Below are 22,448 nucleotides of genomic sequence, written 5' to 3' on the forward strand. Positions count from 1 at the left end.
GGTCAGCCCCTTGCCGTGTAGCGCAGGGCGCGGGCCTGCATGAAATTGGTGACAGCCAGCATGACGAAGGCCGTCAGCAGCATGACGGAGGCGATCGCGGCGGAGGCCGGGTAGTCGTATTCCTCCAGCCGGATGAAGGCGAGCAGTGCCGTGATCTCGGTGGAGAACGGCTGGTTGCCGGCGATGAAGATGATGGCGCCGAACTCGCCGAGGCTGCGGGCGAAGGAGAGCGAGACACCGGCCAGAAGCGCCGGCGCCAGGAGCGGCAGGATGACGCCGGTGAAGATCGACAGGTCGCTCGCCCCCAGCGTCTGCCCCGCCTCTTCCAGCGCCGGATCCAGCTCCTCCAGCACCGGCTGCACCGTGCGCACGATGAAGGGGATGCTGGTGAAGCTCATGGCGACGATGATGCCGAGCGGCGTGTAGGCGACCTTGATGCCGAGAAGCGAAAGCGGCCCGCCGAACCAGCCGTTGGTGGCGAAAAGCGTGGTGAGAGCGATGCCCGCGACGGCCGTCGGCAGCGCGAAGGGCAGATCGACAAGCGCATCGACAAGCCGGCGGCCGGGAAAGCGGTAGCGCACCAGCACCCAGGCGAGCGACAGGCCGAAGACAAGGTTGAACACCGTCGCCGCCAGTGCGCAGAGCACCGTGACCCGGTAGCTGGCAAAGGCGCGGTCCGACGAGACGATGCGCCAGTAGTCCTCAGGCCCGAGGCTCGCCGCCTTGAAGACGAGCGCGGCCAGCGGCAGCACGACGATGATCGCCACATAGACGAGGGTTATGCCGAGCGCGAGCGGCAATCCGGGCAGTACACGCCGTCTCAAGAGGCGCTTCCTTTCTCAAGCAATGTCATGAAGAGCATGGGGACGCACTGTTCCGCCGGGATTTGCGCCCTTTTCACGCCACAACCGGCGGGGGTTTCGCCCGCCGGTCGCAATAGAACGAAGGTCGAGGGATCAACGGCTGCCGTAGATCTTGTCCAGCGTGCCGCCTTCGGCGAAGTGCTCCTCGGAGATCTTCTTCCAGCCGCCGAAGACGTCATCGACGTTCACCAGGCGGATCTCCGGGAACTGGTCCTTGAATTCCGCGGCGACCGTCTCGTCATGGACACGGTGGCCGAATTCGGCGGCGATCTTCTGGCCTTCCGGCGCGTAGAGGAAGTCGAGGTAGGATTTTGCAAGATCCCGGCTGCCCTTGGCGTCGGCCACCTTGTCGACGATGGCGACCGGGAATTCGGCGAGCAGCGAGACGGAGGGCACGACGCTCTCGAACTTGTCCTCGCCATACTGCTTGGCGATCGACTTGGTCTCCGCCTCGAAGGTGATGATGACATCGCCGATCTCGCGCTCGACGAAGGTCGTCGTCGCCGCGCGCCCGCCCGTGTCGAAGACCGGCACGTTGTCGAAGATCTTGGTGACGAATTCCTCGACCTTGACCGGGTCGTTGCCGAACGCCTCCTTGGCATAGGCGGTCGCGGCAAGATAGGTGTAGCGCGCGTTGCCCGAGGTCTTCGGGTTCGGGAAGATGACCTTCACGTCGTCGCGGGCAAGGTCGGACCAGTCCTTGATGTTCTTCGGATTGCCGGCGCGAACGAGGAAGGAGGGGAAGGAGTAGAAGGGCGAGGCACTGTTCGGGAACTTCTGCTGCCAGCCTTCCGCGACGAAGCCGTTCTTCACGAGGAAGTCGATGTCCGTCACCTGGTTGAAGGTCACGACGTCGGCTTCGAGGCCCTCGACGATGGCGCGCGCCTGCTTGGAGGTGCCGCCATGCGACTGGTCGACGGTGACGCCCGGATGCGCCTTCACGAAGGCCTCGTTCTCGGCAGCGAAAAGCTCGCGCGCCACGTCATAGGAAGCGTTGAGCAGCTTGTCGGCGGCCTGCGCGGAGAACGGAGCGGCGAGGCCAAGGAGAGCCACGCCGAGAAGGAGCAAACGTTTCATCTGAAAAAACCCCGAATGGAACCTGAATTCGGGCAGACAATAGCGACCGGCCGGTTCCGATCCGAGGCATGGCCTGCCGTGGCGCTTGCAGCAGGCGAAACATTTTTCCCTGAAAGGGACGGCTCGGGGAATGTCCGGCCGCTCAGCGCGTCGGGACCGGGACCTCGCCGCGATAGTCGTAGAAGCCACGGCCGGACTTGCGGCCGAGCCAGCCGGCCTCGACATATTTCACCAGCAGCGGGCACGGACGATACTTCGAGTCGGCGAGCCCGTCGTGCAGCACCTGCATGATCGACAGGCACGTATCGAGGCCGATGAAATCGGCAAGCTGGAGCGGGCCCATCGGATGGTTGGCGCCGAGCTTCATCGCCGTGTCGATGGCTTCCACCGAGCCGACGCCCTCATAGAGCGTGTAGATCGCCTCGTTGATCATCGGCAACAGGATGCGGTTGACGATGAAGGCCGGGAAATCCTCCGCAACGGTGATCGTCTTGTCGAGCTTGGCGACGAATTCCTTGGCGGCGGAGAACGTGCTTTCCTCGGTCGCGATGCCGCGCACGAGCTCCACCAGCTTCATGACCGGGACGGGGTTCATGAAATGGATGCCCATGAAGCGTTCCGGCCGGTCGGTGGCGGACGCCAGCCGGGTGATCGAGAGCGAGGAGGTGTTGGTCGCAAGGATCGCTTCGGGCTTCAGCACCGAACAGACCTGGCCGTAGATCTTGCGCTTGACGGTCTCGTCCTCTGTCGCCGCCTCGATGACGAGATCGGCGTCGGAGAGGTCGTTGATGTCTGCCGACCCCTTGATCAGGGCGAGCGCCTTCTTGCGCTCCTCGTCGGTCATCTTGCCGGAGGAAACCTGGCGGGCGAGGTTGCCGTTGATCGTGGCGAGCCCGGTCTCGATGCGCTCCGGCGACAGGTCGTGGATATGGACCTTGTATCCGGCCATGGCAGAGACGTGCGCGATCCCGCATCCCATCTGGCCTGCACCGACAATACCGACGTTCTTGATCATAGCGCCTATCGCCCCATCGCACCGCCTACGCCTCTACCGCGTCGGCAAAAAAACACCGGGCCGGCGAGCCGGCCCGGTGAAGTGATAAAGCGCCGCGACGCATTTTTCCAGTGAAATCATCGTCGCGAAAGCCGGACCCAAAGCCGGCTCAAAGCGCCTTTTCGAGTTCGGGCAGGGCATCGAAGAGGTCTGCGACGAGGCCGTAGTCTGCGACCTGGAAGATCGGCGCCTCCTCGTCCTTGTTGATCGCCACGATCACCTTCGAGTCCTTCATGCCCGCCAGATGCTGGATCGCACCCGAGATGCCGCAGGCGATGTAGAGCTGCGGCGCGACCACCTTGCCCGTCTGCCCCACCTGCCAGTCGTTCGGCGCATAGCCGGCATCGACGGCAGCGCGGCTTGCACCGACGGCGGCGCCGAGCTTGTCGGCGACCGGAAGGATCACCTCCTGGAACTTCTCCGACGAGCCGAGCGCACGCCCGCCCGAGATGATGATCTTCGCAGACGTCAGCTCCGGACGGTCCGACGAGGAGAGGGCGTCGGATATGTGGGTGGAAAGGCCGGGGTTCGCAGCGGCCGAGACCGTCTCGATCGCTGCGCTGCCGCCTTCGCCTGCCGCGGCGAAGGAGGCCGTGCGCACCGTGATCACCTTCTTCGCATCCGTCGACTGGACCGTCTGGATCGCATTGCCCGCATAGATCGGACGCTTGAACGTGTCGGGGGAAACGACCTCGACGATCTCCGAGACCTGCGCCACGTCGAGCAGGGCGGCAACGCGCGGCAGGACGTTCTTGCCCACCGAGGTGGCGGCCGAGACGATGGCGTCATAGCTGCCGGCAAGCGACACGATCAGCGCGGCCAGCGGCTCGGCGAGGTTGTTGGCGAGGCTTGCATCGTCGGCGAGCAGAACCTTCGTCACGCCCGAGAGTTTCGCCGCCTGTTCGGCCGCGGCCTTCGCATTGCTGCCGACGACGAGCACATGCACGTCGGAGCCGATCTTGCTCGCTGCCGTCAGCGCCTTGGCGGTCTGGTCGGAAAGGTGAGCATTGTCGTGGTCTGCCAGTAGAAGAATGGCCATGATGATGTTCTCCCTTTCCGTTCTCAGAGCACGCCGGCTTCGGTCTTGAGCTTTTCCACCAGCTCGGCGACGCTCTTCACCTTGACGCCCGCCTTGCGGCCCGACGGTTCTTCCGTCTTCAAGACCTTCAGGCGCGGGCTCGTGTCGACGCCGAAGTCGCCGGGCGTCTTCCTGTCGAGCGGCTTCTTCTTCGCCTTCATGATGTTCGGCAGCGAGGCATAACGCGGCTCGTTGAGGCGAAGGTCCGTCGTCACCACCGCCGGAAGCTTGACCTCGATGGTCTGCAGGCCGCCGTCGACCTCGCGCGTCACGTTCGCCGAGCCATCGCCGATCTCGACCTTGGAGGCGAAGGTCGCCTGTGCCCAGCCGAGCAGCGCCGACAGCATCTGGCCGGTCTGGTTCGAATCGTCGTCGATCGCCTGCTTGCCGACGATGACGAGGCCCGGCGCCTCCGCTTCCGCCACGCCCTTGAGGATTTTGGCGACCGCCAGCGGCTCGACCTGGTCCTCGGTCTCGACCAGCACGGCGCGATCGGCACCCATGGCAAGGGCGGTGCGCAGCGTCTCCTCGGCCTTGGCGGGACCGATCGACACCACGACCACTTCCTCCGCCTTGCCCGCCTCCTTCAGCCGAAGCGCCTCTTCCACCGAAATCTCGTCGAACGGGTTCATCGACATCTTCACGTTCGCAAGCTCAACACCAGAGCCGTCCGCCTTCACGCGGATCTTCACGTTGTAGTCAACGACACGCTTGACTGGCACCAAGATCTTCATGGCTTCCTTCCTTCAAATGCCCGCGAGGGAAAATGCGCCTTTGAAAGGCGCCCTGATTGTCGGTTGGCGACATCGATACGCGTTTTTTCCCCAATTACAATGCATCACGGCCTCCCCCGCCACGAAAACGGACGGGTTATAGATTACCTTTACGTTCACGTCAATTTTCTCATCGCGACGCGCTCACCGCCCCCAGTGGGTCGGCGGCACGGAGGGCCGGGAGGCAGCCTCCTCGCTGGCAACGGGCGTCGCCTCGACATGCCGCACCGCCTTCGGCGTGACGATGGTCCGGTCGAACAGCGGCACGCCCCGCCGCCGCAGCACGAGCACGAGAAGCGCGCCCGCGAGGATGCCGCCGACATGGGCGCCCCAGGAAACGCCGCTGTCGCCGTCGACCACCAGCATGTAGAACTGCTGGGCGATCCAGAAGGCGAGCGGAATGACCGCGGGCAGCGGCAGGGGAATGCGGAAGAACACCAGCACCCAGACGCGCACCTTCGGATGCAGCAGGAAATAGGCCGCCACCACGCCGGAGATCGCCCCCGAGGCACCGATCAGCGGCGCCTCCGAATCCGGCTGCACGAGGCCGTGCACCAGCGCGCCGGCCGCCGCGCAGAGGAGGTAGAAAAGGAGGAAGCGGACATGGCCGAGCGCATCCTCGACATTGTCGCCGAACACCCAGAGGAACAGCATGTTCGAGGCAAGGTGCATGAAGTCCCCATGCAGGAACGCATAGGTGATGTAGGTCGCGTCCTCCGGCACCAGCACGAGGCTGGGCTCCAGGTCGGCGAAATCGAAGACGACCGCGGGGATATAGCCGAGGCCGACCACCGTCGCGTCGGAAAAGGCCTGCGTCGAGGCAAGGCCCGTCACCAGCCAGACCGCGACATTGATCACGATCAGGCTGATCGTGACATACTGCACCTTGATGTATTTCAGGGCGTTCGCATCGTGCAGCGGTATGAACATGGATCCCCTTCCCCGAGGCGCGCTGGAAGCGAGCTTACCTGTTCTGGCCCGGAACCCACAATATGTCCGTACGCCCCTTGTCGTTGACCCAGCGCGCGGCAACGAAGAGGAAGTCGGAGAGCCGGTTGATATAGGCCGCGGCCGCGGCCGAGACCGCCTCGCCCTCGCAGGCCTGCAAGGCGACGATCCGCCGCTCCGCCCGGCGCGCCACGGTGCGCGCAAGGTGCAGGGCCGCCGCCGCGGGCGTTCCGCCCGGCAGGACGAAGGAGCGCAGCGGCTGAAGATCGGCATTGAGCAGGTCGATTTCCCGCTCCAGCCGGTCCACCTGGGCCTGCGCGATGCGCAGCGGCTCGTAGTCGAGCCTCTTGCCGGTCTCCGGCGTCGCCAGGTCCGCCCCGAGGTCGAACAGGTCGTTCTGGACGCGCATCAGCATCGCGTCGAGATCGGGATGCTCGGCAAGATGCTGGCGCACGAGGCCGATGCAGGAATTGGCCTCGTCCACCTCGCCATAGGATTCGACGCGCAGGTCATGCTTCTTGCGGCGCGGCCCGGCGACAAGGCCGGTCGTGCCGTCATCGCCCGTGCGCGTGTAGATCTTGTTGAGCTTGACCATGTTCCCCTCAGCGCCCGCCGCCCGTGATCCAGAGCGTCAGCATGATGAGGACGATCGCGATCGCCTGCAAGAGCACGCGAAGCTGCATCAGCTTGTTCGAGGTGCTGCCGCTGCCGCCCTTGGCCATGTTGACGAGACCGCGCACCAGCACGATGGCGACGAGGCCCATGACGAGCAGGGTCATGAAGGTAAGGAAGGAAGACATGCCAACGATCCGATTTGATTTCCGTCAGCCCTATTCACATAGGGCATTCCGCGCAAAGTGCACGCTTTTTGCAGGCGAAACCCCTGCGACGCCGCGCCGCGTCAGCCAAGCTTGCCGATGATCCGGTAGAAGAGCGCCGCCGGCAGCAGCTTTTTCAGGAGCACGCCCTGCTTGGCCGGCGTCGTGACGATATAGTGCGGCCGCGGCGATTTCGCCGTCAGCGCATGGCGCAGCACCGCATGCACCGCCTCGGGGCCGAGCTTTCCGCGCGCGGGCTTTGCCTCGCCGCGCAGCCGGCGCAACTGGCGGCGATACTCTTCCGCATGCACGGAATTTTCAAGATCGATGTTCCGCTCGATATGCGTCAGCGCATTGGCCGTGAAGCGCGAGGCGATCGGCCCGGGCTCGATGAGGCTGACATGCACACCCGAGCCTGCAAGCTCCATGCGCAGTGTCAGCGACAGGGCCTCGAGCGCGAATTTCGAGGCATTGTAGGCGCCGCGCCAGCGATAGGGCACGATGCCGAGGATCGACGAGCACTGCACGATGCGTCCAGAACCCTGCCGGCGCATGACGGGAATCACCCGCCGCGTCAGGTCGTGCCAGCCGAAGACATTGGTTTCGAACTGCATCCGCAGCGCCTCGACCGGCAGGTCCTCGACGGCACCGGCCTGGCCGTAGGCGCCGTTGTTGAAGAGCGCATCGAGCCGGCCGCCGGTGCGCGCCAGCACGGTCTCGACAAGCGCGGCGATCGTCTCCGGCTTCGTATAGTCCATCAGCAGCGCCTCGATGCCGTCGGCCTCGAGGCTCGCCAGATCCTCCTGCCGGCGCACCGTCGCGAAGACGCGCCAGCCTTCCGCCTTCAGCGCCCGGGCGCAATGGGCACCGATGCCCGAGGAGCATCCCGTGACGATGATGCTCGGCACCGTTGACGCATTTGAAGAAGGCATGGCGGTTTCCTGTACAAATCTGCTCGTGTTTCCCATATTCACCACCAGTGCCGCACGTCGTTCCGATGCACGGGCGCGTGGCGGACCATAATCCGGGTCGCCCTTGAACCGATCCCGATGTAAGGGGTTATGCCCGGGCAGACAATGCGAGAGACGGCCGAAGACGGCCGCGAGGGACCGAGATTGCCGATGCCGACCGCCATTCGCCTTGCCTACAAGGTCGTCTTCGATGCGATCTGGCACTTTTCCGAAGACGACGGCTGGGCGATGGCGAGCCATGTCGCGCTCTCGACGCTGCTGGCGATCTTCCCCTTCCTGATCTTCGGCACGGCGCTCGGCTCCTTCCTCGGCGCTGACCAGTTCGCCGAAACCGCCGTGCACCTGATCTTCGACACCTGGCCGGAATCGATCGCCGCACCGATCTCGCGCGAGGTCGTCGCGGTGCTCACCATCCCGCGCGGCGGCTTGCTGACGGTCTCCGTGCTCGCCGCCGCCTATTTCGCCTCGAACGGGGTGGAGGCGCTGCGCGTCTCGCTCAACCGCGCCTACCGGGTGGCCGAGACGCGCTACTGGTACGTGACGCGCCTCGCCAGCCTCGGCTTCGTCATCGCCGGCGTCCTGGCATTGGCGGTCATCAGCATCGTGCTCGTCGCCGCGCCCCTTGCGGTCCGGGCGACGGGCGATTGGCTGCCCTGGCTCACCTATGTCTATTCCTGGGTGGAAAGCTGGGGGCTGTTCGGCACCATCCTGGTGCTGCTCGTCGGCCTCCTGATCGCCCATCTCTGGCTGCCCGCCGGCCGGCGCAAGATCGCCGACGTGCTGCCCGGCATCCTGGTGACGCTCATCGCCTGGGGCATCGGCGCCTATGCCTTCGCCTCCTACCTCGCCACCTTCGCCAACTATGTCTCGACCTATGCCGGCCTCGCCTCGATCATGATCGCGCTGGTCTTCCTCTACATCGTCGGGGCGATCTTCATCATCGGCGCGGAAATCAACGCGGCGCTGATGAAATACCGGGTGAAGCACCTGATCCTCGACCGGATCCGCGGCGTGCGCAAGCCGCCGCAGCCCGAGGAGGATTCAATGGAGGACGAAGCCATAGCCCGCGAGCAGGGCGCGAATGCCGGCCGGTGACACGCCCCTTTCCCGGTAGGCCGCAAGGCCGGTATCCTCGTTGCTCTTGGACAGTTTCCGCCCATCCGGCCCCGGCACCAGCCCATGGTGCCGATAGGAGGGCGCCGGCAGGCCGAGCAGGCTCTGCAGGAGGCGGTGCACGGCCGTCGCATGAAAGAGATCCTGCCCGCGCACCACGTCGGTAATGCCCTGCGCTGCATCGTCGAGCACCACGGCAAGGTGGTAGCTCGCCGGCGCATCCGGCCGCGAGAGGATGACATCGCCCCAGCGCTCCGGCCGCGCCGCGACGGTGCCCGTCTCGCCCTCCGGCCCCTCGCCCGCCTCCGACCATGAGAGCGCCTCCGACACGAGCGCCAGCGCCTTCTCCATGTCGAGCCGCCAGGCGTGCTGGCGGCCTGCGGCGATCCAGCCGAGCGCCCGGTCCCGGTCGAGCGAGCGCTCCTCCGTCGGATAGAGCGGCGCGCCGTCGGGATCGCGCGGCCACACGCCGCCCGCGGCCTCCTGCGCCAGAACCCGCGCCTTCACCTCGCCGCGGCTGAGGAACCCCGGATAGAGCACGCCCATCGCTTTCAGCCGCTCCAGCGCCCCGCCGTAGAAGGCAAGGTGCTCCGACTGGCGCCGCACCGGCTTTTCCCAGTCGAGGCCGAGCCAGGCGAGATCGCGATAGATCGCCGCTTCGAATTCGGGCCGCGAGCGGGCGGGATCGATGTCTTCCATGCGCAGCAGGAAGCGCCCGCCGCAGGCCGCGGCAAGGTCGTGGTTGAGGATCGCCGACAGCGCATGGCCGAGATGCAGAAGGCCGTTCGGGCTCGGCGCGAACCGGAAGACACGATTTTTTGACAAAGCAGTTTGCATGAGGTCTTCTGGCACGAAGAGGTGCGTTACGCCACCAAAGCATGCCGCGCAGAGACGCGCAGCGGTTTGCAGGGGTCTTGGGACAAGTGAGGACCTGAACCGCAAAGGCCGCGGTGACGGCAGGGGTCGAGGCCGCTCGGGAAAATGCAGTTGCACATGATCAGGACGGATGCGGATGTCGCGGCGGGTCTCGTCGACCTGGCTTTGCTCGACGCGCGCCTTTTCACCGTCATCGACAAGGCCGGCCCCGTGCCGCTTCGCCGTCTCTCGCCCGGTTATCGCGGCCTTGCCGGCATCATCGTCGCGCAGATGGTCTCGCGCGCCAGCGCGGACGCCATCTGGCACCGACTCGAGAAGACGGCCGGCGACATCACGCCCCACCATATCCTCGATCTTTCCGACGAGGATTGCCGCGCCGTCGGCCTCTCGCGCGCCAAGACGGAGACGCTGCGCCGTGCCGCGGAAATGGTCGACCGCGGCGAACTCGATCTCGACGCGGTCTGCCACATGGAGGCGGCAGCCGCCATTCGCAGGCTGACCGCGGTCAAGGGCATCGGCCGCTGGACGGCGGATGTCTACCTGCTCTTTTGCGGCGGCCATCCGGATATCTTCCCGTCCGGCGACATCGCACTGCAAAACGCGGTGGCCCATGCGCTCGGCCTTGCCGTGCGCCCGAGCCCGCAGGAACTCGACCGGATCGCGGAGGGCTGGTCGCCCTGGCGCGGCGTCTCCGCCCGGCTGTTCTGGGCCTACTATTCCCGGGAGATGCGCCGCGAGGCGGTGCCGGTGCTCGAAGGCTGAGCTTCCCGCGAAATAGCTTGTTTTCGCTTTTCCTTTCCCGCTTCACAATGCTGTAACAACGGGCCTAATATAGAAGGGCAGATGCCGAATCGATCAGGAGAAGCCCTTGACGATTTCTGTTTCACCACAGGCCCTGCCAGCCCTTGTACTGAATGCTGACTACAGGCCGCTGAGTTATTATCCCTTGTCGCTCTGGTCCTGGCAGGACGCGATCAAGGCCGTGTTTCTAGACCGCGTAAACATCATCGCCGAATACGATCATTCGGTGTCTTCCCCGAGTTTCACGATGCGCCTGCCAAGCGTCGTGTGCCTGAAAACATACGTGCAGCCGTCACGCCACCCGGCCTTCACCCGGTTCAACGTGTTCCTGCGCGACAGGTTCGAATGCCAGTACTGCGGGTCGCCGGACGACCTGACCTTCGACCATGTCATCCCCCGCGCCCATGGCGGCGAGACGACCTGGTGCAACGTGGTCGCGGCCTGCTCCCCGTGCAATCTGAGAAAAGGCAGCAAGCTGCCGAAGCAGGCGGGCATGCACCCGCATCAGAAGCCCTACCAGCCGACGGTTCAGGATCTGCACAACAACGGGCGACTGTTTCCACCCAACTATCTGCACGAAAGCTGGATGGACTATCTCTACTGGGACGTCGAACTGCAGCCCTGATGCCGGAACCGCAGAGACGCCAGGCGTTTTTGCGGCACCCACAGGCATTTGCGACCGGGTTGCGGGGATATCAAGCTTTCGCCGACCGCACGCCCGAAAAGGCGATCGCGGCGAGGATGAGGCTTGCGATCACATTCCAGCCGGCAAAGGAGAGGCCGAGGAAACGGAAGGAGGCTTCCGTGCAGGATGGCCCGTGCTTGGAATTGAGGTCGGCAAGGAGATCGCCGGCATTCTGCGTGACGCCCTGCGCCGAGGTCGCGCAGGTCGCAGGTCCCTCCCAGAAGCCCCATTCGACACCCGCATGGTAGACGCCCATGCCCGCGCCGACGAGCATCATGATGCCGGCGATGGCGAGCAGGAGCCGCGTCAGCCAGACCGGACCGCCGAAGAGCGCCGACAGCAGCGCGGCGATCGCGACCGGAATGCCGTAATAGTAGGGATCGCGCTGCAAAAGGCAGAGCGCACAGGGAATATAGCCACCGATATGCTCGAAGCCGAGCGCCCCGCCCACGGTCGCCGCCATGCCGAGCGTCAGGAGGCCTGCGGATGTCTTGCGGGAAAGGTCGAGGGATGCGGTCATCGGCATTGTCCAATCGGGCCGGCGGGGATGCCGGCGGAACGGCGCCGATTTCTATCAGGTGAGGCGACGTTGTAAATCACCCGCACGCATATGTGATCATAAGCGCACGCGGATTTGCCGGTTGCCGCCCGCGAACGCATCGTGTAAACGGCGATGGCTGCAAGTGCCGTGCCCCATTGGCGGAACTGGTAGACGCGCTCGACTCAAAATCGAGTTCCGAAAGGAGTGCTGGTTCGATTCCGGCATGGGGCACCATAACTTTTCAGGAAATGCCGGTTTCTCAGGCGTTGCAGCCAATGTGGCAGATTTACCCCATCGTTCAAGGATTGCGGCGACTTAGCGTGCCGGCGGATCCTGCACTGGCTGCACATCGGGAACATCCGGGCCGGGTTCGGGAATATCATCGGGCACCACATCGGGGGCCGGCTCTTCGACAGGCCGCTGCGGCACATCCTCGGGCAGGTCGGGCGAGCGCTCGGGCGGCGTCTTCGGGCCGGAATGTTCGGTGTCAACGGTCATGTTCATCTCCTCTCGATATGAGAACAGGCCCGACGCTGCAATGTTCCCTTGGCGCGTTCGATGAGCGATGCGCGAACCGCTGAGGCCGGAGGATATTTGACCGAACGTGATGCGGTGATATTTTCCTTCGCATCTCAGGAGGCAAGACATTGCGACGAGCTGTGACCGTACTCTTTGCCATGACCTTGGTGTCATGCCAGACGCCCGCGCCGGAGGAGGTACTAACCCCGCAAACGGGCCGTTATGCATTGACCGCCGAGGACCAGGCCGCGATAGAGGCAGGGATTGATCGCTCTTCCGGGCAACAAGGATCGAAACTCGTAGAGGCGACAGCCGCGGCCGAAAGTGGCGGAGGAACCTATGTCTGCGGTACTTTCAGTACTGCCAGGGGCGGTGAACAGCGCCGCTTTATCGGCAAGCTGACCCACGTTTCGAGCGAGACGTTCAACACCGTTCTGTTCACCGTCATGGACATGGTTGCCTCGGCGGACGCCGCCGGCCTGGACGAGCGATGCAAGGTTCACGGCGTGATGTAGCTGGCATCGAAACATGCGTGTTCATCCGCCATTCATCTGGCGGAAGTCAAGTTTGCAAAGCCGCTGTGCATGCGGCAAGAGAGGCCCGTAAAGCATCCCCATGCCCTCGGCGGGCCTCTCCCTGTCATCGCAGTGATGGAGGCGCTGTTAGACATGGACACGACACGCGATGTTCTGAAAGAAGCGATCGACGATATCGTTCGTGAAGAAAGGCAGCGGGCGGCGCAGGACCTGCTACGCATTGCCGAAGGGATTGCGGATCTCGCCAAGGCCAGCAGAGCGGCCTTGGATATGGCCGGAGACCATGCCGGGAACGAAGCCGTCGACCACGAAACGCAGGGATTTCAGAGTGGCAGGGGCGACAGGACGGCAACGACCGGAGCGCTGGCTGCGCAATGCCCGCGGGTCAGCAGATAGATCGCACCGCCGAGCAGGAACCCGGCCGCGCCGTATATGACGAACCAGAAGCGCGAGAGATAGCTGTCCCAGCTCCGAATCCGCGATGTGACTTCACAAGCGACCGAGAAAAGGACCAACCCGACGAGGGCATATGCAATCGCGCCATCACACCTGAAGATGCGAATGAAGTCATCCAAACTCACCCCGCCCTCCTCAGATTGCCCCCCACAATCAAAACCACGTCCACGCCGCCCAAAAACAGGCATAGGCAATGACGCCGATAATGAAAATCAAAGCGAGCTGCCGAGCCATAACGCAACATCTCCCCTGGTTCGACAACGAGAAGATGCATCGTCCGGGCGGCGGAGTCGATAGCGGCCGGCATGCTCCCCTAATTGTCCGCGCCTGCAAGTTGTCTCCGCTCAGCTCTTGTCCCTGCCGGAACCTGGCTGCAGACTTTCGATCAGGGATCCGAGCGCTGCCACGATCGCGTTCCGGCTATAGGGCTTGCGCACGATCGGAACGCCTGCCAATGCTTCAGGGAGTTCTGCGCCCTCTCCGTAGCCTGTCGCGAACACAAAGGGTGTCCCTCTTTTGCGCAGTTCTTCGGCGACGGCGAAGGAGTTCGTCGGGCCGAGATTGATATCGAGGATAGCAAGGTCGGGCGGGTTGGCTTCAATCTGTGCCATTGCCTGCTTGACGGAGCTGGTGGTCGCGACCTTCGACAGGCCCTCATCGGCGAGCATGGCCTCCAGGTCGAGGGCTATGAGGATTTGGTCCTCGACGATGAGCACCGCTGGATCGGCTGCGCTCAAAGCGTTGGGTCGCTCGGACGTGTCATCCACCATGCGCGTTGCCGGTCCCGAACCGGATGACGCGAGCTTCACATGCGGGGGCGGAATCCTGAAGACGGCTTCCAGCCCGGACGGCTCGAAGCGGATCGTGCTTTCGCCGTTGAGGTCGTAGGGAACGCTCCGCTCGATCAATGCGCTGCCGAAGCCGCTGCGGGAGGGAACATGCACGACAGGGCCGCCATGTTCGCGCCAACGGATCTCGCAGACGGCCTCCCCGGTCATCGCCCAGGAAATCTCCACGGAGCCCGTCGCCATCGACAAAGCCCCGTATTTGGCGGCATTGGTCGCGAGTTCGTGAAACACCAGCGCCATGACGGAGAAGGCCCGGCTGTCGAGCCAGACGGACGGGCCGGAAAGGCTGATGGTCGATGTCTTTGCCCTGTAGGGCTGAAGTTCCGCCTGCAGCAGCTCGGCGAGGATGCCGCCGCCATCGCCGCGAACCACCTGGTCATGGGCGACCGAGAGGGCCTCGATGCGGCCCTGAAGGGTGGCGACATAGTCCTCAAGCGTGCTCTTGTGATGCTGCGGGCTCGTCACCAGCGACTTGATGACGGCCAGGATGTTTTTCACACGGTGACTCAACTCCTGGTTCAGCATACGCTGCCGCACTTCGGACTTGCGCCGCTCCCCGGCCATCAGTTCGTTGTGGCGCAGAACGATCTCGACGATGGAAACCCGTGCTATTTCCGCAATTTCCCGCTCGGACTCTGTCCAGGCCTGAGCCTGGTCCTTCACCGTTTCCTTCCAGATCGCAAAGCTCTTGCGCGGCGTAAGCCGGTCGCCAAGCGGACCCGTCTCGTAGGTCTTTTCCGGATTGCCCGCCCAGTCGAGCGTCTGCACCAGTTCCTTTCGGAAGAAGAGCAGGCAATCCGATCCTGTCTGCGAGAGCGGAATAGCGAGCACGCCGGCCACGCGGTCGCCGTAGGCCGCGGCTTCGGGCACCTTCTGCGACAGCGCATGGGTCGCCCATACGCGGCCCTCGCTGACCATCCTGATGAAACCGAGGAGATGGGGGACCGTGTCCTCCGGCGGGGTGGCGCCGAGACCCGTCCACTTTCCCTCGAACATCACGCCGACGCCGTCATTCGGCAGGAGCCGGGAGAATTCGCGCAGGCTCTGGCGCAGCAGTTCGCCAACGTCCTCGTGATGGGACGATAGGATGAGGAACCGGTCGAGCGCCTCGCGGGTGCCGGCAACGGCCGCGACGCGCCGGCGCTCCTTGAGTGATTTGAGGTGCAGGGAGAAGAATTCGCCGAACACCTCCATGGCCACGCGCTGCGCCATGGGCAAGGCGCGCGGCGAATAGTGATGGCAGGCGATCAGTCCCCAAAGCGTGCCATCGAGGATGATCGAGATCGACATGGACGCCGCCACGCCCATGTTGCGCAAATATTCGCAATGGATCGGCGAGACGCTGCGCAGATGCGCAAAGCTGAGATCGAGAGGCTCGCCGGACGCGTCGAGCACGGGGCTGACCGGCATCCGCTCGCCGCTGGTATCGGCTATGACGCGGATCGTGTTCTTGAGATAGAGCGTACGCGCCTGCTGTGGAATGTCGCTCGCCGGAAAGTACTGGCCGAGGAAGCTCTCGAGATCCGCGCGTTTCGTCTCGCTGACGACCTTGCCCGAGCCGTCCTGCTCAAAACGATAGATCATCACGCGGTCGTAGCCGGTCGCGCCCGCAACGATCCGCCCCGCGCGTTGCACGAGGCGATCGACATCCGTGATATCGCTGATGCGACCGATCATTTCCCGCGCGATGTGCAGCGGCTGGCCGACGGAGGGCGCCGGCTCGAACTCGATGATGACGGCAGACTTGTAGTGATGGATCGCGATGTCAAACACGCGCTCGCCGCACACCATGTCGAGAAGAAGCGCTGGCCGCGACGCGCTCGACGCCGTTGCGAGTGCGTTGCGCAGGTCATGCAGCAGTTTTTGTCCGATAACGTCGACGGCGCTGCGGCCGAGCGGATTGCAGTCGTGGCCAAGGACCGCCCGTGCATTCTCGGAAGCCCTCTCGATCCTCGTCAGGCCGATATCGCAGGCGAGAAGGCATCCATGCGACTGGATGCTGCCCGGGATGTGGATAGGCTCGCTGTCGCAGGTATCGAGATTGACGGGTTCAGTGGACGACAAGAAGTTCACTTTCAAAGCATTGCAGCGCGAGCGCGAAGACGGAATTGGCGGACGCAGCGGCCTGGTCGATGTCGAAATCCGCAGCCTCGTCCAAGAGCAGGAGAAAAGCGTGCCACTGCGTCAGGTCCTTCGACAGGACGGCGAGATGCCGCGCGCCAAAGGCCTCGTCAAGCCCAAGCGCCGCCGCCCGCCGGCAAAGAACCCGCGCACCGAGCGTGGAGCCCTCCAGCACATAGAGCGCACCGAGCAGGGCACTTTGGTCGGCAAGCGCGATGTCGTGGCTGGTCTCACCCGCGGTCGGAAGGCCGAGATCGATTGCGTCCTTGTCAAGCGATCTGGCGAGGGCGGTGGGACGCCAGGACCAGCCGGCCGGCCAGGCGACACGCTGCAACGCCCCATCCATCGCGGCCCGGAAACTGGCAAGCCCCATCAGATAGTGCCGATACTCCTCCATGGTGCAGAAGCTACCAACGGCTGCATCCAATCGCTCATGCGCCGTCCGCGTGCGTTTCCTCAGATCAAAGCGTCGTTCGCTACCGTCCATCTCTTCTCCACATCGGGAATGCCAACATCGCCCGATGCTCAATTCACCCGCCTTCCTCTGTTTGAAACGGCGGCGTCTCAATCGAATACTGGCAGGACGCAGCGGAACCGGCGAACAATCGCCGTGGAAGGTAGGTCGCTGCGTCCCTCACGACAAGTGCAGGCAGGACCGTTTGGGTAAGAAAGAAAAGCGGCATGCGCGCTCAACGCATTTTTTGATAGTTCACACGGCCGCGGACATGGGGATTCGCCGAGAGACGTTTCCGCAAGTCCGCCCAACACCGCCACCGGCATGGCGAGAAAGTCCCGGCGCAACCGAATAGGCCGGCTGGATCAGCCGTATTCCTGGCATTATCGGAGGCGCGGGCGTCTTGCGCATCCCCATGCTGCACCTGCACAAGGCGGAGGACAGATGAGCGACTGGATCCTGTTCATCATAGGGCTTGCCATCGCCCTGGCTTTTTCCTTCATCCTGAACACGTTCTTCCTCGGTTCGTTCGTCGCGGGCATGAAGCGCTACCTTTTGGGGCGCATCGTCGGCGGCACGATACGGAACACCAGGATCGACCGCGAGGCCACCCATCGTACGCTCGGCCTGTTCGGACTCCAGACACGCAATGGCGGGCCAGGCGACGAGGAAATCGATCGCCTGCGTCCCAAGCGCTGGCAGGAAATATTGACGTGGATCTGCTATGCCGGCATGGGCGCAGGCTTTGCGCTGATGATCTATGCCAAAGTCCGATAGCCAGGCAGCAGGCACCGGCCCTGCCGCCCGCGGACGCCATGTCGGTCCTGCGCGCGGGCGCGGCACGAGGCGCCTACCGATCTCAACGGTCGGCTGCGCGCAAATCATCGATCCGGATCGCTGCCTAGTCCTTCAAAAAATTTGCTTTTTAGCGGGAACAAATTTTGCACGGTCGCATTTATCCGGTGCAACGACAGACACCCCCGGATGTGGTTGCGGAGGGGGACCCGAGAGCGATGTGCACGCTCTTGGGTCTCAACCATGTCGGGGGCAAGGTCGTCGACGTAGGACGACACCTGTCTTTCCTTCAGCCATAGAAGAACAAATTCGTTCATTCCGCGTTTTCAAGCGGACGCCGAGGAAGAGGAGCGCGACATGGTCTTCAAGGAAGGTACCTTCAAGGGCGAGCAGCCCGAGCATTTCGACGGACCGCACCCGGCCTGGCTCGAGACCAGGGTGGCGGACGCGCTGTCCATCGCCGGCGATGTGGATGCCTCCGACGTGAGGGTGACCTGCAAGGGCAGGCGGATCATCCTTTCCGGAAGCGTCGGCTCTGCCGAAGAGGCGGACCGGGCCGTCGCGATCGCCGCCTCCGTCAAGGAGGTCAGCGAGGTGGACAACCGCCTCTCCTGGCTCTGACGCCTGCGAAAAGCCGCCATTGCCGGCGGCCCCTCCGGAATGCTAGGTGCAATGCAGCAAACTGGAGTGACGCCGGATGCTCGCCGAGAGATCGACCTATGATGCGCTGTACCGGGACTTCCGCTGGCAGATCCCCGAGCGGTTCAACATAGGCACCGCGGTTTCCAATGCCTGGGCGGCGCACGCGCCGGACCGGGTCTGCCTCCAGCATTTCCTGCCGGACGCCCCGCCGCTCTCACTCACCTATGGCAAGCTCGCCGCCCGGTCGGATGCCTTCGCCGCTGGCCTTGCCGCGGAAGGGGTGAAGGCCGGCGACCGCGTCGCGATCCTGCTGCCGCAGGGCTTCGAGACGGTCATATCGCATCTCGCCATCTACAAGCTCGGCGCCATCGCCCTGCCGCTCGCCTTGCTCTTCGGCGCCGATGCCCTCTCGTTTCGGCTGAAGAATGCCGAGGCGAAGGCGATCGTCACCAATCGTTTCGGCCTGGAGCGCCTGCAGCCGATCCGGGCGGAGCTGCCGACGCTGGACCTGGTGATCGCCACCGAGCCGGCTGCAGGCGCCACGGCAAAGCCCTTCGAGGACCTCATCGTCCGCCATGCCGGCCCCTTCGCGGCCGTGGACAGCGGCCCGGACGATCCGGCGATGATGATCTACACGTCGGGCACGACGGGGCCGCCGAAGGGCGCGCTGCACGGCCATCGCGTGCTGCTCGGCCATGTGCCGGGCTTCCAGATGCATCACGAATTCCTGCCGCAGCCGGGCGATCGCATCTGGACACCCTCCGACTGGGCCTGGGCGGGCGGGCTTCTCAACGTGCTCCTGCCGGCGCTGCTGCTCGGCGTGCCCGTCGTCTCCTCGCCGGGCCAGAAATTCGACCCCGACATGGCCTATCGCATCATGCAGGACATGGACGTGCGCAATGCCTTCATCCCGCCGACGGCGCTGCGGCTGATGAAAACGGTGGAGAATCCCCGCGAAAAATACCGGCTCAACCTTCGCACCATCGGCTCGGCCGGCGAATCGCTCGGCCGCGAGACCTGGGAATGGGTGCGCGACACGCTGGGCATCACCATCAACGAGTTCTACGGCCAGACCGAGTGCAACATCGTGCTCGGCTCGATCGGCAGGCTCGGCGTGTCGCGGCCGGGGCCGATCGGCAAGCCGGTGCCCGGCCATGTGGTGGCCATCATCGATGCGAACGGCCGGGAAATGCCGCGCGGCTCCGTCGGCCAGGTCGCGGTGAAGCGGCCCGATCCCGTCATGTTCCTCGGCTACTGGAGGAACGAGAAGGCAACGGCGGAAAAATTCATTGGCGACTGGATGACGACCGGCGATCTCGGCCGCATGGACGAGGAGGGCTACGTCACCTTCTTCGGCCGCGACGACGACGTCATTACCTCCTCCGGCTACCGCATCGGGCCGAGCGAGATCGAGGATTGCCTGGCCGGCCACCCGGCCGTGCAGCTTGCCGCCGCCGTGGGCAAGCCCGATCCGGTGCGCACGGAGATCGTCAAGGCCTATGTGATGCTGCGCCCCGGCAACGCACCCTCGGACGCCTTGGCGAGCGACATCCGCGACTGGGTGAAATCGCGGCTCTCCATGCACGAATATCCGCGCGAGGTGGATTTCGTCGATGCTCTCCCGCTGACAACCTCCGGCAAGGTCATCCGCCACCTCCTGCGCAAGCGGGCGGCGGAGGAAACGCCGTTCGCCGCCTAGTTCCTTGGCGCTTTAAAATATTGGGCTGCCGCCCGGGCCGGAATGGCCTCAGCGGCGCGCGAGCGCGCGGATCTTCTCGCGCAGCAGCCGCGCGACATTGCGCGTGTTGCGATAAAGGTGAAGCTGCGTCGCCACCTGGCGCACGTCGCGGTCGCGGTTCTGCTGCAGGCCGACGACGAGCGTGCCCATGTCCTCGCGCTCCTCCCAGAAGCGGCTCATGACCGGATGATCCGGTACCGCGCAGGAATCGGACCGGGCGATATTGGCGTCGTCGAGATGCCACTCCGTCAGCTCCGCCACGAGCAGCTTGCCGGGCGAGAACTTTGCGAATTCCTCGTCATAGGCCGTCTTCCACGTATAGGCCTCGCCGCCCATCATGAAGACGATCATCGAGGCGATGGCGCGGCCGTCGAGGTCGAGCGTATGGATGCGCACGCCGTCGGTCTCGGCAAGGTTGCTGATCGCCTCGCGGGCGAAGGCAGCGCGATAGCGGTCGTTGATCATCGCCGTGCGGCCGCGGCCCTTCCAGCCCGAGGCTTCGAGCAGCAGGAACTCCTCCATGCGCAGCCGGATGTCGGCGGGCTGGCGGGCGACGTTGTAGAAGAGCGCGCCCATCGCATCGAGCTTGCGCCATTGCCGGCGCAATTCGCGGAAATGCTCCGGCGAGATGGCCCGCTGCAGATAGGTCTGGCCGTCGAGCAGGCTCTCCAGCATCGGGCGGCGATAGGTATCGGTGACGGTGACGGGAAGGTTGCGGCCGATGGCGACCGCGCGCATCAGCTGCGCGAAGGCGCCGTTGAGGCGCAGGTCCGGCAGGACGAGGATGCCCGGCAGGCCGCTGCCGGTGCCGCCAAGGGCCTCGAGCACATTGTCGAGCGTTTCGGCGGCATCCTCGGCATCGACGAGCGGCGTCCCGAGCGGCCCGAACGGGTTCGACCAGGCGCGCAGAATGCTGGAGCCGATGGAAAAGCCCGGCTTCTCGATGGAGAATGGCATGAGGAAGCGCATGCGGCTGCGCCCGGCATTCTCGTCGCGCAGCACCGAAAGGCGCACCGTGCGATCCTCGAGGCGCGGCATGGCGGGCGCGAGGAAGCGGCCGGAGAAGAAGACGTTCGGCTCCATGACGCGGTTCGACAGGAAATCGAGTTCCTGCTGCAGCTCATAGCCGGCCGTCGCCGGATAGAGCGCCAGCGACCGGCCGAGGCGGCCGACAGCGATGCGCTGGTCGGCCGGCGGAGCATGCGGCAGGGCGGGCGGAATGGCGGCCTGGGCGCGTCCTGCCGCGATCGTGTGGTCGAAGCCGTAGCTATCGGTCATGGCGGTCCATCCCGTTGGCAAGGCTTGCCTTCACCGGATTGGCGAAGGCGAAGAGAATGATGGAGAGTTTCCGGCGCACGACGAGGTGCAGCAGCATCGCCTCGACGATCATGGCGCCGGTGGTGGCGGCGGCCGCGCCCGTCAGGCCGAAGAGCGGAATGAGCGTGACGTTGAAGCTGATGTTCGCCGCCAGCGCCACGGCATAGACGACGACGCAAAGTTTCTGCTGGCCGGCCATGGTGAGCAGCACCTCGCCCGGCCCGATCAGCGCCTTGGCGAGAATGCCGGCGAAGAGGATGAACATCAGGCTGTAGCCCGCCGTGAAGGCGGCACCGAACAGCGACAGCAGGAAATGGCCGAGCGCCAGCACGCCGAGCCCGACTACCAGCGACGGCCAGAAGCTCCAGCGCACCGTCTCGCCGGCAAAGCGCGCGAGCGCCACCCGGTCGCCGGCGGCAAACAACGCGGAAAAGCGCGGCGCGGCGGCGGCCTTCACCGAGAAGAAGACGAAATGGACGAGCGCCATGGTCTTTGCCGCGGCGAAGTAGATGGCGACGCTTTCCGGGTCGAGATAGAGGCCGACGACGATGACGTCGGAATTGGTGAGCAGGAAACCGAACCCCTCGATGAGGAAGATCGGCAGTGCCGCCTTGATCCAGAGGGCGAATTCCAGCTTGCGCGGCCCCTTGACGTAACGCTTGCTCAGCCGGCGCAGGATGTTGAAGAACTGCACGACGGTGGTGAGGTAGGTGGCGGCGAGCGCGGCGACCATGGCGGTGAGCGCCGTATGGGGCGCATCAAGAGACACCGCCAGCACCATGAAGGCGAGGATCAGCAGCGGGCGGATGATATAGGTCGGGCTGAGGGCCACCACCGCCCAGCTGTGGGCGCGCGCCGTGCTGTCGAGCACATCGCCGAGCGCGATCATCGGCATGCAGAAGAGGCCGACGAAGAGCGGCACGACGTAATAGTCGGCAAAGCTTTCGTGGAAGACCCAGAGGACGAGCAGACCGATGGTCGCCAGCACCGTCGAGGACAGCATGGCGAAGACGCGCGCCGTCGAGGTGAGGCCGCGGATCTCCGCATGCGCGCTGCGCCCGGCATAATCCGGCAGGAAGCGCACCACGGTGGTGTGGATACCGAGACAGGACAGGTCGCCGAAGATGACGACGAGCGCCCAGACGAAGACGAAGATGCCGTATTCGAACTCGCCCATCACGCGGGCAAGGACGATCTGCGAGAGGAAGGCGATCGCCGCGTTGATGACGCGGATGGCGAAGGTGATGAGCGCCATGCGCTGGGCGAGGTTGCGGGGATCGTCGCTGACGAGGATCGTTCCGAGCGCGCGCACCAGCGGTTCCGCCTTGCCGCGCAGGGCCGATGGCAGCAATTTCTCCGCCGACTGAATGACCGCCATCAACACAGGAACCCGTACGCAACGCAGAACTGAACGATAGCCAGTC

At 64.6% G+C, this 22,448-nt stretch carries 24 protein-coding genes and 1 tRNA gene; 9 read left to right on the forward strand and 16 right to left on the reverse strand.

Features of this window, described 5'->3' with window-relative positions:
• Window positions 1–2: 2 nt before the first annotated feature.
• From cysT to WMC41_RS18905, 9 genes are all read right to left on the reverse strand, one after another.
• Entirely contained in the window at window positions 3–824 is an 822-nt protein-coding gene (gene cysT / locus WMC41_RS18865) for a sulfate ABC transporter permease subunit CysT (RefSeq protein ID WP_288080976.1), read from the reverse strand.
• Between the two features lie 132 nt (window positions 825–956).
• Window positions 957–1,940, reverse strand: a complete 984-nt coding sequence (cysP, locus tag WMC41_RS18870; protein WP_244769381.1) for a sulfate ABC transporter substrate-binding protein — start codon at window positions 1,938–1,940, stop codon at window positions 957–959.
• A 142-nt stretch (window positions 1,941–2,082) separates the two neighbouring features.
• Window positions 2,083–2,955, reverse strand: coding sequence for a 3-hydroxybutyryl-CoA dehydrogenase (locus WMC41_RS18875; protein ID WP_432345655.1), 873 nt, complete (start codon window positions 2,953–2,955; stop codon window positions 2,083–2,085).
• 148 nt (window positions 2,956–3,103) lie between these two features.
• Window positions 3,104–4,033, reverse strand: coding sequence for an electron transfer flavoprotein subunit alpha/FixB family protein (locus WMC41_RS18880; RefSeq protein ID WP_432345657.1), 930 nt, complete (start codon window positions 4,031–4,033; stop codon window positions 3,104–3,106).
• 23 nt (window positions 4,034–4,056) lie between these two features.
• A complete protein-coding gene (locus tag WMC41_RS18885; RefSeq protein WP_432345659.1) occupies window positions 4,057–4,806 on the reverse strand; it encodes an electron transfer flavoprotein subunit beta/FixA family protein in 750 nt (249 codons plus the stop codon).
• A 183-nt stretch (window positions 4,807–4,989) separates the two neighbouring features.
• Window positions 4,990–5,775, reverse strand: coding sequence for a rhomboid family intramembrane serine protease (locus WMC41_RS18890; RefSeq protein ID WP_244769377.1), 786 nt, complete (start codon window positions 5,773–5,775; stop codon window positions 4,990–4,992).
• A gap of 34 nt (window positions 5,776–5,809) precedes the next feature.
• Window positions 5,810–6,388 carry a cob(I)yrinic acid a,c-diamide adenosyltransferase gene (locus WMC41_RS18895; protein ID WP_432345661.1) on the reverse strand — a complete coding sequence of 193 codons (579 nt, stop codon included), beginning with the start codon at window positions 6,386–6,388 and terminating at the stop codon, window positions 5,810–5,812.
• Between the two features lie 7 nt (window positions 6,389–6,395).
• Window positions 6,396–6,593 (reverse strand): twin transmembrane helix small protein, encoded by a 198-nt coding sequence (locus WMC41_RS18900; RefSeq protein WP_432345663.1) that lies wholly within the window; start codon window positions 6,591–6,593, stop codon window positions 6,396–6,398.
• Between the two features lie 101 nt (window positions 6,594–6,694).
• Window positions 6,695–7,543 carry an SDR family oxidoreductase gene (locus WMC41_RS18905; RefSeq protein ID WP_432345665.1) on the reverse strand — a complete coding sequence of 283 codons (849 nt, stop codon included), beginning with the start codon at window positions 7,541–7,543 and terminating at the stop codon, window positions 6,695–6,697.
• 189 nt (window positions 7,544–7,732) lie between these two features.
• On the opposite strand from WMC41_RS18905, the gene WMC41_RS18910 reads away from it, so the two are divergent.
• Window positions 7,733–8,677, forward strand: coding sequence for a YihY/virulence factor BrkB family protein (locus WMC41_RS18910; RefSeq protein ID WP_244769374.1), 945 nt, complete (start codon window positions 7,733–7,735; stop codon window positions 8,675–8,677).
• Here the strand turns inward: WMC41_RS18910 and gluQRS are convergent.
• Entirely contained in the window at window positions 8,624–9,532 is a 909-nt protein-coding gene (gene gluQRS / locus WMC41_RS18915) for a tRNA glutamyl-Q(34) synthetase GluQRS (RefSeq protein WP_432345667.1), read from the reverse strand. The two genes, WMC41_RS18910 and gluQRS, sit on opposite strands and share 54 nt — an antisense overlap.
• 150 nt (window positions 9,533–9,682) lie before the next feature.
• Here gluQRS and WMC41_RS18920 point away from each other — a divergent pair, with 150 nt between their 5' ends.
• Window positions 9,683–10,333 carry a DNA-3-methyladenine glycosylase family protein gene (locus WMC41_RS18920; RefSeq protein WP_432345669.1) on the forward strand — a complete coding sequence of 217 codons (651 nt, stop codon included), beginning with the start codon at window positions 9,683–9,685 and terminating at the stop codon, window positions 10,331–10,333.
• Window positions 10,334–10,439: 106 nt separating this feature from the next.
• Complete coding sequence (locus WMC41_RS18925; RefSeq protein ID WP_432345671.1) at window positions 10,440–10,997, forward strand: HNH endonuclease; 558 nt, start codon at window positions 10,440–10,442, stop codon at window positions 10,995–10,997.
• 70 nt (window positions 10,998–11,067) lie between these two features.
• On the opposite strand, the gene WMC41_RS18930 is transcribed toward WMC41_RS18925, so the two are convergent.
• The gene (locus WMC41_RS18930) at window positions 11,068–11,583 is read right to left on the reverse strand and encodes a disulfide bond formation protein B (protein WP_432345673.1); all 516 of its coding nucleotides are present in this window, start codon (window positions 11,581–11,583) and stop codon (window positions 11,068–11,070) included.
• A 164-nt stretch (window positions 11,584–11,747) separates the two neighbouring features.
• On the opposite strand from WMC41_RS18930, the gene WMC41_RS18935 reads away from it, so the two are divergent.
• Window positions 11,748–11,832, forward strand: a tRNA-Leu gene (locus WMC41_RS18935).
• 81 nt (window positions 11,833–11,913) lie between these two features.
• Here WMC41_RS18935 and WMC41_RS18940 read toward each other — a convergent pair.
• Window positions 11,914–12,096, reverse strand: coding sequence for a hypothetical protein (locus WMC41_RS18940; RefSeq protein WP_244769370.1), 183 nt, complete (start codon window positions 12,094–12,096; stop codon window positions 11,914–11,916).
• 149 nt (window positions 12,097–12,245) lie between these two features.
• On the opposite strand from WMC41_RS18940, the gene WMC41_RS18945 reads away from it, so the two are divergent.
• Both WMC41_RS18945 and WMC41_RS18950 read left to right on the forward strand, forming a co-directional pair.
• A complete protein-coding gene (locus tag WMC41_RS18945; protein ID WP_288080989.1) occupies window positions 12,246–12,632 on the forward strand; it encodes a hypothetical protein in 387 nt (128 codons plus the stop codon).
• A 153-nt stretch (window positions 12,633–12,785) separates the two neighbouring features.
• Window positions 12,786–13,049 carry a hypothetical protein gene (locus tag WMC41_RS18950; RefSeq protein ID WP_432345675.1) on the forward strand — a complete coding sequence of 88 codons (264 nt, stop codon included), beginning with the start codon at window positions 12,786–12,788 and terminating at the stop codon, window positions 13,047–13,049.
• Window positions 13,050–13,453: 404 nt separating this feature from the next.
• Here WMC41_RS18950 and WMC41_RS18955 read toward each other — a convergent pair whose 3' ends face one another.
• A complete protein-coding gene (locus tag WMC41_RS18955; protein WP_432345677.1) occupies window positions 13,454–16,021 on the reverse strand; it encodes an HWE histidine kinase domain-containing protein in 2,568 nt (855 codons plus the stop codon).
• Window positions 16,008–16,505, reverse strand: coding sequence for a biliverdin-producing heme oxygenase (locus WMC41_RS18960; RefSeq protein WP_432345679.1), 498 nt, complete (start codon window positions 16,503–16,505; stop codon window positions 16,008–16,010). The genes WMC41_RS18955 and WMC41_RS18960 overlap by 14 nt, the downstream gene beginning before the upstream one ends.
• A gap of 471 nt (window positions 16,506–16,976) precedes the next feature.
• Here WMC41_RS18960 and WMC41_RS18965 point away from each other — a divergent pair, with 471 nt between their 5' ends.
• The 3 genes from WMC41_RS18965 to WMC41_RS18975 all read left to right on the forward strand — a co-directional run bounded on the left by WMC41_RS18965 (window position 16,977) and on the right by WMC41_RS18975 (window position 19,668).
• Window positions 16,977–17,309, forward strand: a complete 333-nt coding sequence (locus tag WMC41_RS18965; protein ID WP_432345681.1) for a hypothetical protein — start codon at window positions 16,977–16,979, stop codon at window positions 17,307–17,309.
• Between the two features lie 375 nt (window positions 17,310–17,684).
• The gene (locus WMC41_RS18970) at window positions 17,685–17,948 is read left to right on the forward strand and encodes a BON domain-containing protein (protein ID WP_244769365.1); all 264 of its coding nucleotides are present in this window, start codon (window positions 17,685–17,687) and stop codon (window positions 17,946–17,948) included.
• A gap of 76 nt (window positions 17,949–18,024) precedes the next feature.
• On the forward strand, window positions 18,025–19,668 hold the full coding sequence (locus WMC41_RS18975) for an AMP-binding protein (RefSeq protein WP_432345683.1): 1,644 nt from the start codon (window positions 18,025–18,027) through the stop codon (window positions 19,666–19,668).
• A 48-nt stretch (window positions 19,669–19,716) separates the two neighbouring features.
• Here WMC41_RS18975 and WMC41_RS18980 read toward each other — a convergent pair whose 3' ends face one another.
• Together WMC41_RS18980 and WMC41_RS18985 are read right to left on the reverse strand one after the other, a co-directional pair.
• On the reverse strand, window positions 19,717–20,985 hold the full coding sequence (locus WMC41_RS18980; RefSeq protein WP_272806894.1) for a GNAT family N-acetyltransferase: 1,269 nt from the start codon (window positions 20,983–20,985) through the stop codon (window positions 19,717–19,719).
• Window positions 20,975–22,402, reverse strand: a complete 1,428-nt coding sequence (locus WMC41_RS18985) for a lipopolysaccharide biosynthesis protein (protein ID WP_432345686.1) — start codon at window positions 22,400–22,402, stop codon at window positions 20,975–20,977. Before WMC41_RS18985 ends, WMC41_RS18980 begins: the two co-directional genes overlap by 11 nt.
• Window positions 22,403–22,448: the final 46 nt, after the last annotated feature.

The organism is Shinella yambaruensis (assembly GCF_050859155.1).
In the GTDB taxonomy this organism is placed as follows: domain Bacteria; phylum Pseudomonadota; class Alphaproteobacteria; order Rhizobiales; family Rhizobiaceae; genus Shinella; species Shinella yambaruensis.

Coding starts and splice junctions, on each gene's coding strand:
- WMC41_RS18940 (WP_244769370.1), bottom strand. CDS start 12,096: ATGACCGTTGACACCGAACATTCCGGCCCGAAGACGCCGCCCGAGCGC.
- WMC41_RS18980 (WP_272806894.1), bottom strand. CDS start 20,985: ATGACCGATAGCTACGGCTTCGACCACACGATCGCGGCAGGACGCGCC.
- WMC41_RS18880 (WP_432345657.1), bottom strand. CDS start 4,033: ATGGCCATTCTTCTACTGGCAGACCACGACAATGCTCACCTTTCCGAC.
- WMC41_RS18895 (WP_432345661.1), bottom strand. CDS start 6,388: ATGGTCAAGCTCAACAAGATCTACACGCGCACGGGCGATGACGGCACG.
- WMC41_RS18975 (WP_432345683.1), top strand. CDS start 18,025: ATGCTCGCCGAGAGATCGACCTATGATGCGCTGTACCGGGACTTCCGC.
- WMC41_RS18950 (WP_432345675.1), top strand. CDS start 12,786: ATGGACACGACACGCGATGTTCTGAAAGAAGCGATCGACGATATCGTT.
- gluQRS (WP_432345667.1), bottom strand. CDS start 9,532: ATGCAAACTGCTTTGTCAAAAAATCGTGTCTTCCGGTTCGCGCCGAGC.
- cysP (WP_244769381.1), bottom strand. CDS start 1,940: ATGAAACGTTTGCTCCTTCTCGGCGTGGCTCTCCTTGGCCTCGCCGCT.
- WMC41_RS18905 (WP_432345665.1), bottom strand. CDS start 7,543: ATGCCTTCTTCAAATGCGTCAACGGTGCCGAGCATCATCGTCACGGGA.
- WMC41_RS18965 (WP_432345681.1), top strand. CDS start 16,977: ATGAGCGACTGGATCCTGTTCATCATAGGGCTTGCCATCGCCCTGGCT.
- WMC41_RS18970 (WP_244769365.1), top strand. CDS start 17,685: ATGGTCTTCAAGGAAGGTACCTTCAAGGGCGAGCAGCCCGAGCATTTC.
- WMC41_RS18900 (WP_432345663.1), bottom strand. CDS start 6,593: ATGTCTTCCTTCCTTACCTTCATGACCCTGCTCGTCATGGGCCTCGTC.
- WMC41_RS18875 (WP_432345655.1), bottom strand. CDS start 2,955: ATGATCAAGAACGTCGGTATTGTCGGTGCAGGCCAGATGGGATGCGGG.
- WMC41_RS18985 (WP_432345686.1), bottom strand. CDS start 22,402: ATGGCGGTCATTCAGTCGGCGGAGAAATTGCTGCCATCGGCCCTGCGC.
- WMC41_RS18910 (WP_244769374.1), top strand. CDS start 7,733: ATGCCGACCGCCATTCGCCTTGCCTACAAGGTCGTCTTCGATGCGATC.
- WMC41_RS18890 (WP_244769377.1), bottom strand. CDS start 5,775: ATGTTCATACCGCTGCACGATGCGAACGCCCTGAAATACATCAAGGTG.
- WMC41_RS18885 (WP_432345659.1), bottom strand. CDS start 4,806: ATGAAGATCTTGGTGCCAGTCAAGCGTGTCGTTGACTACAACGTGAAG.
- WMC41_RS18930 (WP_432345673.1), bottom strand. CDS start 11,583: ATGCCGATGACCGCATCCCTCGACCTTTCCCGCAAGACATCCGCAGGC.